Source organism: Nonomuraea soli (assembly GCF_013761175.1).
In the GTDB taxonomy this organism is placed as follows: Bacteria; Actinomycetota; Actinomycetes; order Streptosporangiales; family Streptosporangiaceae; genus Nonomuraea; species Nonomuraea soli.
In genome coordinates this window covers 631395-647666 of sequence record NZ_JACDUR010000007.1, presented here as the reverse complement: position 1 = coordinate 647666, position 16272 = coordinate 631395, and the positions used below count along the sequence as shown (strand labels likewise).

Annotated in this window: 12 protein-coding genes; 7 read left to right on the top strand and 5 right to left on the bottom strand. The window is 71.6% G+C overall.

The features are described from left to right. Positions 1 to 24 precede the first annotated feature (24 nt). Genes HNR30_RS35595 through cysS form a run of 4 tightly spaced genes read left to right on the top strand, consistent with a single transcriptional unit; the run spans position 25 to position 7226 of the window. Positions 25 to 2127 carry an ICP22 family protein gene (locus HNR30_RS35595; protein ID WP_181614482.1) on the top strand — a complete coding sequence of 701 codons (2103 nt, stop codon included), beginning with the start codon at positions 25 to 27 and terminating at the stop codon, positions 2125 to 2127. Positions 2128 to 2132: 5 nt separating this feature from the next. Further along, positions 2133 to 3944, top strand: coding sequence for a UvrD-helicase domain-containing protein (locus HNR30_RS35590; protein WP_181614481.1), 1812 nt, complete (start codon positions 2133 to 2135; stop codon positions 3942 to 3944). A gap of 48 nt (positions 3945 to 3992) precedes the next feature. Beyond that, the gene (locus tag HNR30_RS35585) at positions 3993 to 5846 is read left to right on the top strand and encodes a sigma factor-like helix-turn-helix DNA-binding protein (RefSeq protein WP_181614480.1); all 1854 of its coding nucleotides are present in this window, start codon (positions 3993 to 3995) and stop codon (positions 5844 to 5846) included. Positions 5847 to 5855: 9 nt separating this feature from the next. Next, positions 5856 to 7226, top strand: coding sequence for a cysteine--tRNA ligase (cysS, locus tag HNR30_RS35580; protein ID WP_181614479.1), 1371 nt, complete (start codon positions 5856 to 5858; stop codon positions 7224 to 7226). On the opposite strand, the gene HNR30_RS35575 is transcribed toward cysS, so the two are convergent. Then, positions 7227 to 9479, bottom strand: a complete 2253-nt coding sequence (locus HNR30_RS35575; RefSeq protein ID WP_181614478.1) for a hypothetical protein — start codon at positions 9477 to 9479, stop codon at positions 7227 to 7229. A gap of 157 nt (positions 9480 to 9636) precedes the next feature. Between HNR30_RS35575 and HNR30_RS35570 the strand changes: the two genes are divergently transcribed. Beyond that, the gene (locus HNR30_RS35570; protein ID WP_246379905.1) at positions 9637 to 12132 is read left to right on the top strand and encodes a penicillin acylase family protein; all 2496 of its coding nucleotides are present in this window, start codon (positions 9637 to 9639) and stop codon (positions 12130 to 12132) included. 57 nt (positions 12133 to 12189) lie between these two features. After that, on the top strand, positions 12190 to 13014 hold the full coding sequence (locus tag HNR30_RS35565) for a hypothetical protein (RefSeq protein WP_181614476.1): 825 nt from the start codon (positions 12190 to 12192) through the stop codon (positions 13012 to 13014). Here HNR30_RS35565 and HNR30_RS35560 read toward each other — a convergent pair. Further along, positions 12975 to 13388, bottom strand: a complete 414-nt coding sequence (locus HNR30_RS35560; RefSeq protein ID WP_181614475.1) for a hypothetical protein — start codon at positions 13386 to 13388, stop codon at positions 12975 to 12977. The two genes, HNR30_RS35565 and HNR30_RS35560, sit on opposite strands and share 40 nt — an antisense overlap. Before the next feature lie 52 nt (positions 13389 to 13440). Between HNR30_RS35560 and HNR30_RS35555 the strand changes: the two genes are divergently transcribed. After that, complete coding sequence (locus HNR30_RS35555) at positions 13441 to 14424, top strand: hypothetical protein (protein WP_181614474.1); 984 nt, start codon at positions 13441 to 13443, stop codon at positions 14422 to 14424. Between the two features lie 3 nt (positions 14425 to 14427). Here the strand turns inward: HNR30_RS35555 and HNR30_RS35550 are convergent, their stop codons facing one another. From HNR30_RS35550 to mshB, 3 genes are read right to left on the bottom strand one after another with little or no spacing between them, the layout of a single operon-like run. Further along, positions 14428 to 14913, bottom strand: coding sequence for a flavin reductase family protein (locus HNR30_RS35550; protein ID WP_312894865.1), 486 nt, complete (start codon positions 14911 to 14913; stop codon positions 14428 to 14430). Between the two features lie 5 nt (positions 14914 to 14918). Continuing rightward, complete coding sequence (locus HNR30_RS35545) at positions 14919 to 15314, bottom strand: DUF6113 family protein (RefSeq protein ID WP_181614472.1); 396 nt, start codon at positions 15312 to 15314, stop codon at positions 14919 to 14921. Positions 15315 to 15324: 10 nt separating this feature from the next. After that, positions 15325 to 16230, bottom strand: coding sequence for an N-acetyl-1-D-myo-inositol-2-amino-2-deoxy-alpha-D-glucopyranoside deacetylase (gene mshB, locus HNR30_RS35540; protein ID WP_181614471.1), 906 nt, complete (start codon positions 16228 to 16230; stop codon positions 15325 to 15327). Positions 16231 to 16272: the final 42 nt, after the last annotated feature.

Here is a 16272-nt window from a genome sequence, read left to right as displayed (position 1 = left end):
TGCCTGAGTGACCTCGTACCACCGTTGAGGTGGAGCGACGCGGCCGCTATCACGCTGCTCAACGCGCATCCCGGCCTGCCCGACGCCTGGTGGCGTTCGCTGCCCATGCCCAGCGTGCTGGCCGCGATCGGCCCCGAGCCGCTGGGCGACCTGCTCACGGAGATCGCCCTGGAGCACTGGCCCGCCGCCGCCGTGGGCGACATACTGCCCGCGCTGCACGTGCTCGACCCCGACGAGGCCGACGAGCCCCACGTCGCCATCGCCCTCGACCGGGCGGGGTCATGGGCGGGACTGCTCAACCTGACCAGCCGCGAGCTGATGGACCAGCCCTTCATCCAGGCGCGTCAGGTGCTGTCGACGTTGTTCTCGGCCACCCTGGTACGGCTGGCGCCGGCGGCGGGGCCCCTGTCACCGCCGCAGCTCATCGAAAAGCCCGAGCCACTCGTCCGCCCCGAGCCGGGGCGCCAGAAGGCGGGAGACAAGGCGGCGGCCCGTGCTCCGGAGCCGACGGCGAACGCGGCGCTGGCCGCCGAGCCGGTGGCATCGGCCGAGCCGGTGAAGGACGGCGCGGCGAAGTCGGTGAGCGAGGCTGGGCCGCTGAACGAGGCCGAACCGGTGAACGAGAACGGCGCGTCCGAGTCGGTGGCCGACGCTGAGCATGCGGCAGACGCTCAGGCGACCGCCGGCGGCGGCGAGGCGGCCGAGGGCGAGGCGGAGGAGCCGGAGGCGGCCCCCGCGTCGGCGGATGCCGCACATCGGCCCGCAGAGGCGGCGCACGAGTCTGCGGACGCCGACGCGGAGCCGGTGGCCGCCGGACACGAGCCCGCTGACGCGGGGCACGAGTCGGCGGAGGCGTCTGAGCCGGGGGCAGAGGCCGTGCACGCCGCCGAGCCGGTAGCAGACGACGGTGAGGCCGGGCGGGCGGACGAGCCCGGGGCCCAGCATGACGAGGCCGAGGCGCAGCACGCCGACGAGCCTGGCCACGAGCCCGAGGCCCAGCACGCCGACGGGTCAGGCGACGCGCCTGAGGCCCCGCAGCGCGAGGCCGAGCACGAGCCCGACTCCGAACACGACAAGCCCGAACACGAGCGCGACGAGCCCCAGCCCGACGAGCCTGTGGTGGCCGAGGTGGTCGAGGCGCCCCACGACCCCGTGGAGGAGCCCCCCGCCGTCGCGGAGGGCGCCCCCCACCACCTGCACGAGCTCGTTGAAGCCGCCTTCGCCGGCCTCGACGACAAGAGCTGGGCCGTCGCCCAGAACCGCGTCTTCACCGACGCCCCCTCGGCCCTGGACCAGCTGGCCAAGCTGTTCGCCGTCCCCACGGCCGAACTGCAGGCCGTGGAGGCCGATCTGCATGCCCGGCTGCGCCAGTGGCTGGACAGCCAGGAGGCGGCGCCGTACCGCGAGCACCTCGACTCGGTGCGCCGCGCGGTCGGCCAGAAGCCGTCAAAGGAGCAGCTGCTCCAGGTGGCCGACTGGCACCGCCTGGAGGTGCGTCCGCTGGAGGTCCCGGCCTGGCAGTTCGTCCTGGCCACGCTGACGGTGGCGCAGCCGCGGCAACCGGCGCAGGCGCCGCCGTTCCAGCCCCCGGCACCGCAGCAGCAGGATGCCCGCCCGTTGAAGGACGTGGCGCTGACCAAGCGCTGTTTCCGCCAGCCCGACGGCCGCTGGTGGTTGCGGGTGGATGTCACGGCCGAGCAGCTGCAGGGTGGCGAGTGCCCGCTGCCGAGCGGTTTCGCTGCCTACCTGAACCTGAATCCCGGTGAGAGCCGTACGGTGCGCAGTGCGGCGGGTGAGCTGGCGCTGAGCTGGCACGGCCGCCCGGTGCTGGAGTCGGTCGGCAAGTTGCTGCAGGATGTCGGCGCCAAGGAGGGCGGCCACCTGTTCCTCACGTTGTCGGACGAGGGGGTGCTGCGGGCCAGGCATCTGCCGGTGGCCTCCGACAGCGCGGAGCCGATCACGAGGGCGTTGCGCCTGGTCGGTTACACCGCTCCCGGGGGCACGCTGGACCAGGCGGCGAGGGTGATCGCGACGAGGATCGGGATGGCGGGCCCGGTGAGCCTGTCGGATCTGAAGGCCAGGCTCCGCGAACGCGGCGACCGCGACCTGCTCGCCCTGTTGGACTGAGCCGTATGCCGCGGCTCGCGATCGGCCCCGATCTGCCCCGCGCACTGGCCGTGCCAGTGGGCGGGCACGGGCGCGGGCAGGCGCTGGCCGCGTTGCGCCTGTTCCTGGCCAGTACGGCGGGGGCCCCGCATCCTGAGAGGGTGCGGGGGGCGCGGGACGCGCGGGTGCAGACGTTGCGCCTGGCGGAGGGGCTGCGCGGTGTGGTCGTACGGCAGCGCGACGTCTACTGGCTGGTCACCGCGCTGCCCGATGCCGAGGCGTGGGATTTCGCCAACCGGCACAGGTACAGCGTCAATTCGGTCATCGGGGTCGTGGAGGAGTGGGACGCGCAGGCGCTGGGCTCGGTGGAGCCGGCGCTGCGCCGGTCGGCGGGTGCTTCGCGGCTGTTCGACCCGGTCTGTGACGGTGATCTGCTGGCGCTCGGCATCAACGTGTGGATCCTGCCGCTGATCAGGCACATCACCACCGAGGCCGACGTGGAGGCGATCGAGCCGTTCCTGCCGCCGACGCAGCATCGTCCGCTGGCCGTACTGGCCCGTGGCGGGACGATCACGGAGGCGTGGCGGGAGCTGGACGAGTGCCGGGCGATCGACGCCGATCCCGGCCCGGTGGATCCCGACGACCTGTATCAGGCGTTGCTGCGCAGCCCTGACCGGGCGGTGTTCGTGGGTGACGTCGACGAGCTGGAGCGGCGTCTCGACGCGCCCGACTGGTGCACCTTCCTCCATCCGCCGCAGCACCGCCTGGCCCGCTCGCACTTCGAGCACCCGGTCCTGGTCACGGGCGCGGCGGGCACGGGCAAGACGCTGATCGCCCTGCACAGGGCCGCCCATCTGGCGGCGCACGGCGAGGGCAGGGTGCTGCTGAACACGTTCTCGCAGAGCCTGCGCGAGGAGTTGTCGAAGCGGCTGGACACGCTGGTCGAGGACGCGGCGGTGCGCAAGCGCATCGATGTCGACAACGCCGACCATCTGGCGCTGCGCCTTGTCGCCGACGCGGAGGGCAGGCAGCCCGCCCTGGTGGGTCCGGGCGCGCGCAACCTGACCGATCTGACCGAGGAGGCGGCGCGGCTGCTCAACGCCCCGCCGGGCGACCTGCTCGGCGAGGTGCGCAAGCCGTACCGGCACATCGTGGTCGACGAGGGGCAGGATCTCAGCCCGGCCCAGTGGCGGCTGCTGCGCGCGGCCGTCCCGCACGCGGCCGACGACTTCTTCGTGCTGGGCGATCCGCACCAGCGCGTCACCGATCACCGGGTGACGCTGGAGCAGGTCGGCATCGTCGCGACCCACCACACGCTCAAGCTCTCCTACCGGCTGCCGCAGGAGCTGCTGTCCTTCGGCGTACGGCTGCGCGGCGGCGGGCCGACCGACGGCCTGGTCACGGGGGTGTCGGAGCTGTACGGCTACCGCGCGACGCGTCATGGCGAGCGCCCGATGGTCCGCGCCTACGACTCGCCCGAGGCGGAGCTCGACGGGCTGACCGCCACGATCGACGGGTGGCTGGCCGAGGGGGTGGCGCCGGAACGGATCGCGGTCGCGGCGCGCACGACGGCTCTGGCCAGGCGGGCGCGCAGGCTCCTGGAGGGCCGCGACGTCCTGGTGACCACCTTCTACGGGCTCAAGGGGCGGGAGTTCGACCGGGTCGCCTTGTTCGCCGTCTCGGAGGGCATCGTGCCCGACCCACCGCCCGACGATCCCGGGTCGCGCGCCAGGGCGCTGCAGCGCGAGCGTAGCGTGCTGTTCGTGGCGTGCACCCGGGCTAAAGCTTTGCTCTATATCTCCCATTTTGGGAGAGGCAGCCCGTTTCTGTCGTTCTAATCACATACCCTGAACTGCGGATATCTCTCCCTTGCCGGTTGGACCTCGATGAATCTCAGCCTGAGCGACCTTGCGCCACCGGTGCGCTGGACCTCCCCCGGCCAGATCGCACCGATCGCGGAAGACGCCGACCTGCCAGAAGCCTGGTGGCAGGCGGTCCCCTTCGACCGTGCCTGCGCCATCGTCGGCCTTCCACGGGTGGCCGACCACCTGGCCGACCTGGCGACGGCCTGCTGGGGGCACCTCGTGCTCGGCGACATCCTGCCACTGCTGCGCCTGTCCGACCCCGCCGAGAGCGAGCGCACGCCCGAGTCGCTTGGCCGCGACGTCGTGCAGAAGCTCTTCCTGGGCGTCTTCGAGCGCCTGCTGGAGCCGCCCTCGCAGGCGGCCCAGGTGCGCGCGGCCCGTCCCGACAGGCCGCTGCCCGAGGTGATCGACGAGATCTTCACCACGCTCGACGAGCGGCAGCGCGCCATCGCCCGCGACCGGCTCTACGCCGCCAACCGGGTCACCCTCGACGACCTGGCCCAGCGTTTCAACGTCACCCGCGAGCGCATCAGGCAGATCGAACGCGACCTGCGCGACCACGTCGACGGCTGGCTGGCCTCCCCTGACGCCCAGGCCCTGGTCGCGCACGTGAGCTGGCTGCGCGGACGCCTCGGCTCCGCCGTGCCCGCCGACGACCTGGCCGCCGCGGTGCCCTGGCACCACGAGGTGCTCAAGACGCTCGACATCCCGACCTGGCGCTTCGTGCGCACACTGCTGACCGGGTACGAGCAGGCCGACGGCTGGCTGGTCGTGGGCGGCTCCGACGAGCTCAGGGAGAAGACCCGCCAGCTGTTCGCCGACGGGCCGCACCCCGTCGCCGAGGCCGTCGCCATGGTCGCCCAGCTCGGTGTCCGCGAAGACGTGGCCGAACGCTGGATCGAGGCCGTGCCGCACCTGCGGGTGTTCGAGGGGCACGTGGTGCCCTGGCCGCGCTCGATCAACGAGAAGGCCGAGGCGGTGCTGGCCGTCTCGGGCGACCCGCTGTCGCCCGAGGAGATCCAGGAGCGCATCGGCGAGGACTACTCCCTGGTCGGCATCCGCAACCAGCTGACGGCCGACGAGCGCTTCCTGCGGGTCGACCGCAACAAGTACGGCCTGACCCGCTGGGGCGGCGACGAGTACCTGGGCATCCGCGAGATGATCGCCCGCGAGATCGAGCGGGCCGGGGGCGAGGCCTCCATCTCCACGATCGTGACCAACCTGACCTCGCGCTACGACGTGAGCGAGAGCTCGGTGCGCGCCTACGCGGGCGGCCCCGGCTTCGAACGCACCCAGCGCGGCTGGGTCAGGGTCGCGGGCACGGGCGGCGCGGGCTCCGAGGCCGCCGAGCCGTACCAGCCCCGCAAGGACGTCTCCGAGACGCGGCGCAGCTTCCGCTCGCGCGACGGGCGCTGGTGGCACCGGGTCGACATCAACGCCGAGCACCTGCGCGGCTCCGGCTCGCCGCTGCCGACCGGGTTCGCCGCCTACCTGGGCATGGCTCCCGGCGGCTCGCTCACCGCCTCCGCGCCCTCGGGCGACGTGGTCATCTCGTGGCACAACCAGCCCACGATGGGCTCGATCCGCAACGTGCTGGCCGAGTTCAAGGCGGCCGACGGCGACCACGTCTTCCTGACCGTCTCCGACGGCGGCGAGCTGCTGACCAGGTTCCTGCCCGGCGCCCACCCGGGCATCCCGCCGCTGGCCAGGGCCCTGCACCTCATCGGCTACACCGCCCCGGTGCAGTCGGAGGCGGAGGGGCTGCGGCTCATCGGCGCCAGGATCGGCCTGCCCGACACCGCCGCGCGCGAGGAGATCGTCACGAGGCTGCGGGAGCGGGGTGACCGCGACATTCTGGGCTACCTCGGAGAGTAGGCTCGGTTCATGTTGCGGCTCTACGACACGCGCACCCGTCAAGTCGAAGAGATCAGGACCGGCCGGCTGGTCCGCATGTACACCTGCGGGCCCACGGTCTACCGCTACGCCCACGTCGGCAACCTGCGCTCCTACCTGCTGTCGGACCTGATCCGGCGGATCCTGGAGCGGCAGGGGGCCCGGCTGCTGGTGTGCCAGAACATCACCGACGTCGGCCACCTCGTCGACGACGCCGAGATCGGCGACGACAAGATCGTCATGCAGGCGCGCGCCGAAGGCCGCACCACGCTCGACGTCGCCCGCTTCTACGAGGAGGCCTTCCGCCGCGACACCACGGCCCTGAACCTCCGCCCGCCCGAGCACACCCCCCGCGCCACCGAGACCATCGACCTGATGATCGAGCTGATCGCCAAGCTCATCGAGAAGGGCCACGCCTACGTCGTGCCCGACGGCTCGGTGTTCTTCGCCGCCGAGACCTTCCCCACCTACGGGGAGATCTCAGGCAACCGGCTCGAAGACCTCAAGCCAGGCCACCGCGTCGAAGGCGTCGACCCGCGCAAACGGTTCCACGCCGACTGGGCCCTGTGGAAACACGCCGACCGCGAGCTCGTCTGGGACACCCCCTGGGGCGGCACCGGCTTCCCCGGCTGGCACATCGAGTGCTCGGCCATGTCGCTGTCGCTACTCGGCGACCGCATCGACCTCCACACCGGCGGCATCGACCTGCGCTTCCCGCACCACGAGGACGAGCGCGCCCAGTCCGACACGGCCGCGGGCACCGAGGTCGTGCGCCACTGGGTGCACGGCGAGCACCTGCTCTTCGACGGGCGCAAAATGGCCAAGTCGACCGGCAACGTGGTGCTGCTGTCCGACGTGGCCGAGGCCGGCCTCGATCCGCTGGCCGTACGGCTGGCGTTCATGGAACACCGCTACCGCCAGCAGCTGAACCTGACGTGGGACACTTTGCGCGCGGCCGACCGCACCCTGAGCCGCTGGCGCGCCCGCGTCGCCGAATGGGCAGAGTCGCCCTCCGCGCCCCTGGCCACCGATCTCGTACGGCAGGCGGAGACCGCCTTCGCCGACGACCTCGACACTCCGGCCGCGCTCCGGGTGCTGCGCGAGATCGAACGTTCACCGGATCTCGCACCGGGATCGAAGTTCGAGACCTTCCTCCACCTCGACTACGTGCTCGGGCTGGAGTTGTCGAGCCGGATCGGCAAGGCGCCGGTGCTGCCCCCAGGCGCGTCCGAGCTGCTGGAGCAGCGCGAACGTGCCCGCGAGGCGCACGACTGGCACTCCTCCGACCGGCTGCGCGACGAACTGGCCGCCCTGGGGGTGAAGGTCGCCGACACGCCCACGGGACAGGTCTGGTCCGCGTGATCAGTCCAGCGGCACGCCCAGCTCGTCCGCCAGGCGCAGCCAGAGCACCAGGTGCCAGTCCTGGTCGTTGGCGAGCGGGTCCTCCCGGTGCGCCGGCCGGCCGTCGACCGTCGACGGCATGACGAACGCGCAGGTGGCCGAGCCGTCAGGGCGGAGGTTGGCGAGGTTGGCGCGCAGGATCTCCCTGGCGACCGCGTCGGTGCGCTCCGTGCGCAGCTCGGGCGGCAGGCGGTAGAGGGCGTCGGCGGTCAGCGTGCTCCAGTGGTGGGGGAAGACGTCGCCCCACAACCGCGTGTGGCCGAACCAGTAGCCGTCCCAGTGGCGGATCGCGACGTGACGCAGGCGCACGTGGGGCTGCGGTCCGCCGAAGGCCAGCAGCCAGGGCAGGCGCTCGGCGGCGGCCTTGGCGAAGCGGGGATCGCCGGTGACTGTGTGGGCGTCGCTGACCAGGCGGACGAGGGGGGCGACGATCGACTGCTCGTAGTGGACCTCGTGGGCGGGCAGCCGCTCGCCGAGGGCGACGAAGTGCTCGGCACTGGCCACCAGGCGTTCCCGCAGCGCCTCCGCCCTGGACGCCCGGCCAGCGGCACCTCGCGCATCCTGCGCCCGGTCCGCGGCATCGAGCGTGCCAGGAGCCCGCTCGGCGGCATCGGGCGTGCCAGGAGCCCGCTCGGCGGCATCGGGCGTGCCATGGGCCTGGTCGGCGGCATCGGGCGTGCCAGGAGCCCGGTCCGCGGCGTCGAGGGCGGTGGCGATCGCCAGGCAGGCCTCCGGCAGGCCGATGGCCAGGAAGTGGCCGATGCCGAGGTCGAAGGCGCGCTCCAGGATGGCGGCGGCCAGCTCCAGGTCCTCCTGCCGCCCGTAGGCGAGGTGGTGGTCGAGGAAGGCGCGCGCCAGCCAGGGAGCGTCGTAGAGCCGGACGCCCGTGGTGTCGGAGGAGCCGCGCCTGGGTGAGGCGTCGGGCAGCAGCAGGTGCTCACGCGCGAACGCCGCCCACCCTTCGAGCAGGGGATCCGCGACGTCCGCCGCCAGGCGGCCGTGCCGGCGCGCCTGGTGGAGCAGCATGGGCATGCAGATCCGCTCCGACCCGTCCGACCAGTCGGACCAGCCGTTGCCGGTCTGGGTGAGCCCGGTTCGCGTGTCGACCGGCACGAAGGCGTGGGCCAGGGTGCCGGGCCTCTCGGTGGGGCGGTGGTGGCGCACGATGTAGGCGGCGCGTCGCCGTACGAGCTCGTCGACGGGAAGGTGGAACAGCACCTCGGTGCGCGCGCTGCCGATGTCGACGCGGTAGAGGCCGGGAGTGGTGGCGTTGAGGCACACGCCCGTGCCACCGGCGACCTCAGGGCCGCGCGCCGCCACGGCTGCCGTGGTGACTTCGACCCCGGGCGACACCACGGCTGCCGTGGTGACTTCGACCCCGCGCGCCGCCACGGCTTCCGTGGTGACCTCGACCCCGGGCGCCGCCACGGCTGCCGTGGTGGCGACCTCGATCGGGGTGCCCACGGGGGCGGCCAGGCGCGGGAGGCGGGCCGGTGGGCGGGTGGCGGCGAGGAACTCCTCCACGCCGTCGTACCACCCCAGCTCCCAGGCCAGCGTGTAACTCTCCCCCGCCTCCAGGTGGATCGCGGCCTGCCCGCCGAACGCCGCCGGGTTGCCCGCCAGGTCCGTCACGTGGAGCACGATGTGGCCGCGCGCGTTGGAGGAGGTGTTCTGGTTGCGCGACTCGATCGTGTAGGCGTGCAGCGCGCCCTCGCGCACGATCAGCCCCAGGCAGCGTCCGTCGCCCGACATCGGCTGGGCCAGCACCCACGCCCAGGTCCCGCCGGTGAACACGTGGGCGTGGACGGCGGCGGCGAGCGAGGTCTCGGCGTCCTCGTACAGGTCACGGAAGGGCGTCTGGATGCCGAGGCCGGTGATGGCGAGCGGTCCGGGTGTGCGGTTGGTGAAGGTGTAGCGCTCGGTCAGGAGCCGCCCGTACTCCCGCTCGACGGCCACCTCCACCCCTGCCGCCGTGCCGTACCGGGCCCTGCTGCGGCCCACGGCGTCGGCTTCCAGGGTCACCGGCAGGTGCCACCGTCGTGCCCCCGCCGTGGTGACGAGGTGCCCCGATCCCCACTGGTGCTCGGCCGAGTGCCAGGGGGTCGTCTCCGCGTCGAGCAGGTAGCGCCGCCGCGGGTGTTCTGGGTCGAGGAACTGCACGGGTGCTCCGCTGACGGAGTCGATGACGGCGGTGCCGGAGCCGAAGGTGCTCATGGAGGATCTCCCGGTAAGCGCTTTCCGCATGATCGTAGCAGTCCCTCGGTTGTCCACAGCGCGACCAGAAGGTGGTTCGGGCATCGGCACGGAGCTGCCACACTTGTGCAAGAGCAGGTCAAGGGAGGGTTTGGCGATGTTGAGGCCGTTTGCGTGGATGCCGCGACCCCTACGCTGGCTGGCGCGCGTGCTGACGGTCGTCCTCGCACTGGCGCTGGTTCTCGCCGGCGTGGTGGCGTGGATCGTGCGCGAGTCCTTCCCCCAGTTGGAGGGCAGCCTGACCCTGCCCGGACTGTCGGCCAAGGTCGACGTCTACCGCGACGCGTCGGGCATCCCCCACATCTACGCCGACACCACGGAAGACCTCTTCATCGCGCAGGGCTACGTGCACGCCCAGGACCGCTTCTGGGAGATGGACTTCCGCCGCCACGTGACCTCCGGCCGCCTGTCGGAGCTGTTCGGCCCGGCCACCATCGAGCAGGACAAGGCGATCCGCACCATGGGCTGGCGCAAGGTCGCCGAGCAGGAGCTGCCCGAGCTCAAGGAGGAGACCAGGCGCCACCTCGACTCCTACGCCAAGGGCGTCAACGCCTGGATGAAGGCCAACGTCAACGCCTCCGACCGCAGCCTCGAATACTCCGTGCTGAAGCTCACCAACTCCGGCTACCAGCCCGAGCCGTGGACCAGTGCCGACTCGGTGGCCTGGCTCAAGGCGATGGCGTGGGACCTGCGCTCCAACCTCGAGACCGAGATCGACCGGGCGCTGGCGGCCACGAAGCTGCCGCCCGACCGCGTGGCGCAGCTCTTCCCCGACTACCCCTTCGACCGCCACACCCCGATCGTCGGGCAGGGCACGGTCTCCCAGGGCCGTTTCGACCAGGACGGCGAGCCCGACCTCACCGCCGCCAGGCCCTCCTCCTCCGGCCCGGCCGGGGCCGCCGAGTCGCTGACCAGGGCGGCCGAGACGTTGTCGAAGGTGCCCAACCTGATGAGCGTCGAAGACCGCGACGGCATCGGCTCCAACTCGTGGGTGGTCTCCGGGCGGCACACCACCACCGGCAAGCCCATCCTGGCCAACGACCCGCACCTGTCGGCCCAGATGCCCAGCGTCTGGTACCAGACCGGGCTCCACTGCCGCGCCAAGTCGGCGTCGTGCTCCTACGACGTCACCGGCTACTCCTTCTCCGGCGTCCCCGGCGTGATCATCGGCCACAACGACCGCGTCGCCTGGGGCTTCACCAACCTCGGCCCCGACGTGGCCGACCTGTTCATGGAGAAGGTCGAGGGCGACACCTACCTCTACCGCAACGAGGTGCGCAAGCTCGACAAGCGCTCCGAGACCATCAAGGTCGCGGGCGGCGAGCCGGTCGTGCTCGAGGTGCGCTCCACCGTCCACGGGCCGCTGGTCGGAGAGGTCATGGACATCGAGCCGAGCCAGGGCGCCAACGCGGTGGCGCTGCAGTGGACCGCGCTCACCCCCGGGTCCAGCGCCGATGCGATCTTCGCCATGAACCAGGCGCAGAACTGGGAGGAGTTCCGCGTCGCGGCCTCGCAGTTCGACGTGCCCGCGCAGAATCTGATCTACGCCGACGTCGACGGCCGGATCGGCTACCAGGCGCCCGGCCGCATCCCGGTCCGGCTCAAGGGCGACGGCACCGCGCCGGTGCCCGGCTGGAGCGGCGAATACGATTGGAAGCCCGAGCCCATCCCCTTCGAGCAGTTGCCCACGCTCGCCGACCCGGCAGCAGGCGTGATCGTCACCGCCAACAACGCCGTGGTCGACCCCAGCCGCTACGCTCCCCTGCTGACCAAGGACTGGTCGTACGGCTACCGCAGCCAGCGCATCGCCGAGCGCCTCGAACAGGTCCTCGGCCAGGGCAAGATCAGCCCGGAGCAGATGTCGGAGATCCAGATGGACTCCGTCAACACCTTCGCCCCCGTGCTGACGCCCCACCTGATGAAGGTCGCCCTCGCCGGTCCCGCCGTCGATGCCAGGGCCCGGCTCGAAGGCTGGGACGGCACCCAGACCCTCGACTCCAAGCCCGCCGCCTTCTTCAACGGCGTCTGGCGCCACCTGCTCAAGCTGACGTTCGACGACGACCTGCCGGAGCCCGCCCGCGCCACCGGCGGCGACCGCTGGTACGAAGTGGTGCGCGCGCTGCTGGAGCGGCCCGACGACGCGTTCTGGGACGACACCGCCACCGACCAGGTCGAGACCCGCGACGACATCCTGCGCCAGGCGATGGCCGACGCCGCCGCCGAGGTGGGCGAGCGCACCTGGGGCGAGACGCACACCCTGACGCTGACCAACCAGACCTTCGGCACCTCCGGCATCGCCCCCGTCGAGTGGCTGTTCAACCGCGGGCCCTTCGGCGTGCCCGGCGGCAAGGACGCCGTCAACGCCAACGGCTGGAACGTTCAGAAGGGCTACGAGGTGACCTCGGTCGCCTCCATGCGCATGGTCGTCGACCTGGCCGACCTCGACAACTCCCGGTGGATCAACCTGACCGGCAACTCCGGCCACGCCTTCCACGACAACTACTGGGACCAGGCGTCGTTGTGGACCGAGGGCCGCACGCTCCCGATGCTCAGCGATCCCGCCTCCATCCGGAAGGCGACGACGCACACCCTCCAACTGCTCCCTGGGTCGTAGCCGACGACGGGACGCCGGGCCGATTCCGCGAGGCGCGGCCCGGCGCACCCTGGAGGCATGACGCGACTCTGGTACTCCATCGGAACACTGCTCCTCGTGGCCGGCCTGTTCCACCTGGGCGTGCTGGCCGTCACCGGCGGGCCGTGGGACGGGCCCGTCTCCTTCCGCAAGCCCTTCACCTTCGGCATCTCGTTCGGGCTGAGCGTGCTGGCGCTCACCTGGGTGGCCGGGTTCGTCCGGCTGCGCGGCAAGGATCTGTGGCTGGGCGCCTTCGTCACGGCCTCGGTGGTCGAGGTCGTGCTGATCACCGTGCAGGCGTGGCGCGGGGTGCCGTCGCACTTCAACCAGGAGACCGCGTTCGACACGCTGGTGTCGCGGTTCCTGGCGTTCGGGGGCGGGGTGCTGATCGCGGTGGTGATCGCGCTGACCGTGGCGTCGTTTCGCCGCAATCCCGAAATCTCGCCCAGCATGCGCTTTGCCGTACGGGCCGGTTTTGTCACGCTGTTGCTGGCGATGGCCTTCGGCGGTGTGATGATCGCGCGTGGCATGGTCGAGGTCGCGACCGGCGATCCGCGGCTGGCCTACACGCTGGCGGGCTCGATGAAGCCGGCGCATGCCGTCCTGATGCACGGCGTGCTGCTCCTGCCCGCGCTGGCGGCCCTGCCGCTGGCCGAGGCCGTACGGATGAGGCTCGTGCGGTGGGCCACCCTCCTGTACGGCGTCGCGTCGGCGCTGGTGGCCGGGCTGGCCGCCCTGGAGATCACCGTGGTCGGCGCATCGGCCGCCTCGGTGCTGGCCGCCGGAGCGGTCAGCGGGCTGGGGGTCGCGGCGCTGGCCTGGAGCTACCGGGAGCGCCGCCAGCGGGGCACCCTGCGCTCGTAGCCGCCGTCGTCGAGGTTGGCCAGGCGTTCGAACGGGTTGTAGGACGCCTGGTCACCGCAGATGACCACCGAGGCCGCCATCGCCACCAGGTAGAGCGGCAACATCGGCAGCCCGATGCAGCACGCCCACTGGCTGGCGTGCCGGTTCTCGTGGGTGATCAGGCGCTCGGACAGCTCCGAGTGCTTGGTCACCACGACGTTGCCCACGGTGAACGCCCCCGCGATCGGGAAGCCGTAGCGGTAGCCGAAGGCCAGGATGAGCCCGTGCGGGCCGGGCACCGGGCTGGCGCCGCCCACCTTCGCGATCAGCAGCCCGAGCGGGGTGGACAGGTTGACGAGGTTCAGCACCCGCCGGATTCGGTAGCGCCTCTTCACACGACCAGTAAATAATGACCAACGTCCTGAAATCTCCCTCCCGAGCAGGATCATGCGATTCCTCATCCTGGCGGCCCTGGTAGTGACGATGGCCCTGGCCACCGCGGGCGGTCTCCTGGTGACCTCCACGGTCTCCCACGAGAGCGCGACACCGCCCCGCGAGTCCTACCTCCCGGTCGCCCAGCCCTCGGCCACCCCGACCCCGACGACCACCACGGCGAAGTACACCCTCGTCACCAAGGTCGTGAAGAAGAAGGACGTCTCCTCCCTGGAGGTGTCGATCAAGTACGGCGCGGCAGGCCGCTTCACGGTCAGGCAGAAGGTCTGCAAGGGCTCCTCCTGCAGGACCGTCACCAGCTCGATCCCCGTGACGACCGGCGCCGCGACCAAGACCATCAAGCTCGGCAAGGGCTCCTACCGGCTCAGCGGCAAGCCCAAGGTGACGGTCAAGGTGCTGCCCTGGCCCACCCGCACGGTCACGGCCACGCCCAAGGTGACGGCCACCGCCACCGTGACGACAGGGCCCACCGTCACCCAGTCGGTGACCGGCCCCACCACCACGATCACCGTGTCGGCCACGGTCACGATCACCGCGACGGCGACGGCCACGGCGACCTCCACCGTCACCGCCACGGTCACCGAGACGCCCAGCGGAGGCACCACCACGACCGTCACCGTGACGACCGCGCCACCCCCGAACGCCGGATGCGACGCGCCGTGGAACCCCTACCGCTACCACTTCTGCACGACAGAGCCCACGGCCGTGATCACCAGCCTGGCTCCCGAGCTGTGCACGTACTTCCAGTGTCTGACCAGCCCGCTGCCCGCGCCGACGGCCGGTCAGCGCCTGATGGCGTGCACCGACGGCAAGATCCTCTGGTCGACCCCGAGCCCCTCGCCCGACCCGTGCGCGAACAACGGCGCGCTCAAGGGTGACGTGCTCGTCGCCCCGGAACCCTCGGCCGGGGCCCAGGGGCTGACGGCTGCCACCGGGACCCCGACGCCCACGCTGACCCCGGCGCCGCCGGGCCAGTAGCCCTCACACCGTGCGGTAGCGGCCCTCGTGATAGATCAGCGGGGCCGCCTCCGCCGGGGTGGCCATGGAGACGACCTGCCCGACCACGATCGAGTGGTCGCCGCCGTCGTGCACCGCCCAGTTGCGGCACTCCAGGGTCGCCAGCGCCTGGTCGAACAGGGTGACGCCGGTGTCGCCGTGGTGGTGCGGCCAGCGGTCGTGACGCGACGCCACCGGCCGTCCCGGCTCGGAGAAGTAGCGCGAGGCGTCCTCCATCGAGGCGGGCAGCACCGACACGCCCCAGATCCCCGACTCCAGGACCAGATCGTGGAACCGGGCGCCGCGGTCGGCGCAGAACAGCACCAGCAGGGGGTCGAGGGACACCGACGTGAACGAGTTGACCGTCATCGCGTGGTCGACGTCGCCCAGCCGTGTGGTCACGACGACCACGCCGGTGGCGAATCGGCCGACGACACGGCGGTAGGCCCGGGAGTCGACGATCGAACGCACGCGGGTTACTGTATGCCGCTTCCTCGCAAAAGCCATGATCCGCCCGTTGAAGGCGAACACAGGAAAGCGACTACTACTGCCCCCATACCTCCGTAGAGGTAGATGAGACCGGCCGTACCGGAAAAAACGAAGTCTCCGGCCGAGGGCTGAAGTGACAACGCCATCGACACGATCAGCCAGCCCAGGCCCACCGAGGCCGCGCCCATCTTGCCGCGCATCATGCGCCCGGCCGCGAAGGTGACCGCGAACACCACGATCACCCACAGGCACGCCGCCACCGGCACCTCGCTCAGGGGGCCGAGCTGGATCGTCCAGGCCTGGTTGAACGCACCGACCAGGCCCACGACGGCGCCCAGCACGAACAGCATGCCGTACGCCATCCCGGCCATCGCGGACTCCATCTGCCCGAGGTTAGTGGATGCCCGCGAAAAGATCGTTCTCGCGGGTGTACGGCTCGCCGATCCCGCCCGCCTCGATCGGCGCCCCGGGGCCCGCCGGACCGGGCACGCCTCGCCTGAGGACGAAGTGCTCGACCCCGAACGCCTCCTGCCCGATGTTGTTCGACAACGCGAACCACGGCGCGTCGACGCTGATCTGCGTCGCGTGCGCGCGCATCGCGTCGAGCTTGTGCTTCACGTACGGCCTGGCGTCGATCTCGGTGGTGACCACGTCGTCAGGGCAGCCGAACGGCATGTCGTCGACGTCCTCGACGGCGAACTCGGTCTCCGCCTCCTTCAGCGCCTCCGACTGTCGGCGCATCACCGACTTGGGCAGGGCCGTGAAGTAGAACTTGGCGATCTGCCAGGGCTCGCCCGACCCGAACGCCGGATCGGCGGCCAGCTCCGAAGCTCGCCAGGCCACCCGGTGCGCCTGGATGTGGTCGGGGTGGCCGTAGAAGCCGTTCTCGTCGTAGGTGACCAGGACCTGGGGGCGGACCTCGCGGATGATCGCCACCAGCTCGGCGGCGGCCTCGTCGAGGTCGGCCTGCCAGAAGGCCTCCGTGCGGTCGTTGGAGGCCACGCCCATCATGCCGGAGTCGCGCCAGCGCCCCGGACCCCCCAGGAAGCGGTGGTCGCTGACCCCGAGGGCCTCGCAGGCCCGCTCCAGCTCCCCGATGCGGTGCCGGCCGAGCGTGTCGTCGCGGTCGGCGGCCAGGTGGGCCAGCTCGGCCGGGATCACCTCGCCCTCCTCCCCGAGCGTGCAGGTGACGAGCGTGACGTGGGCGCCCTCGTTGGCGTACTTGGCCATCGTGGCGCCGGTGCCGATCGACTCGTCGTCGGGATGCGCGTGCACGAGCAACAAGCGTCGATCACTCATGGGGTCAATCCTGCCAGCAAGGCGAATGCTGGCAGGATTGAC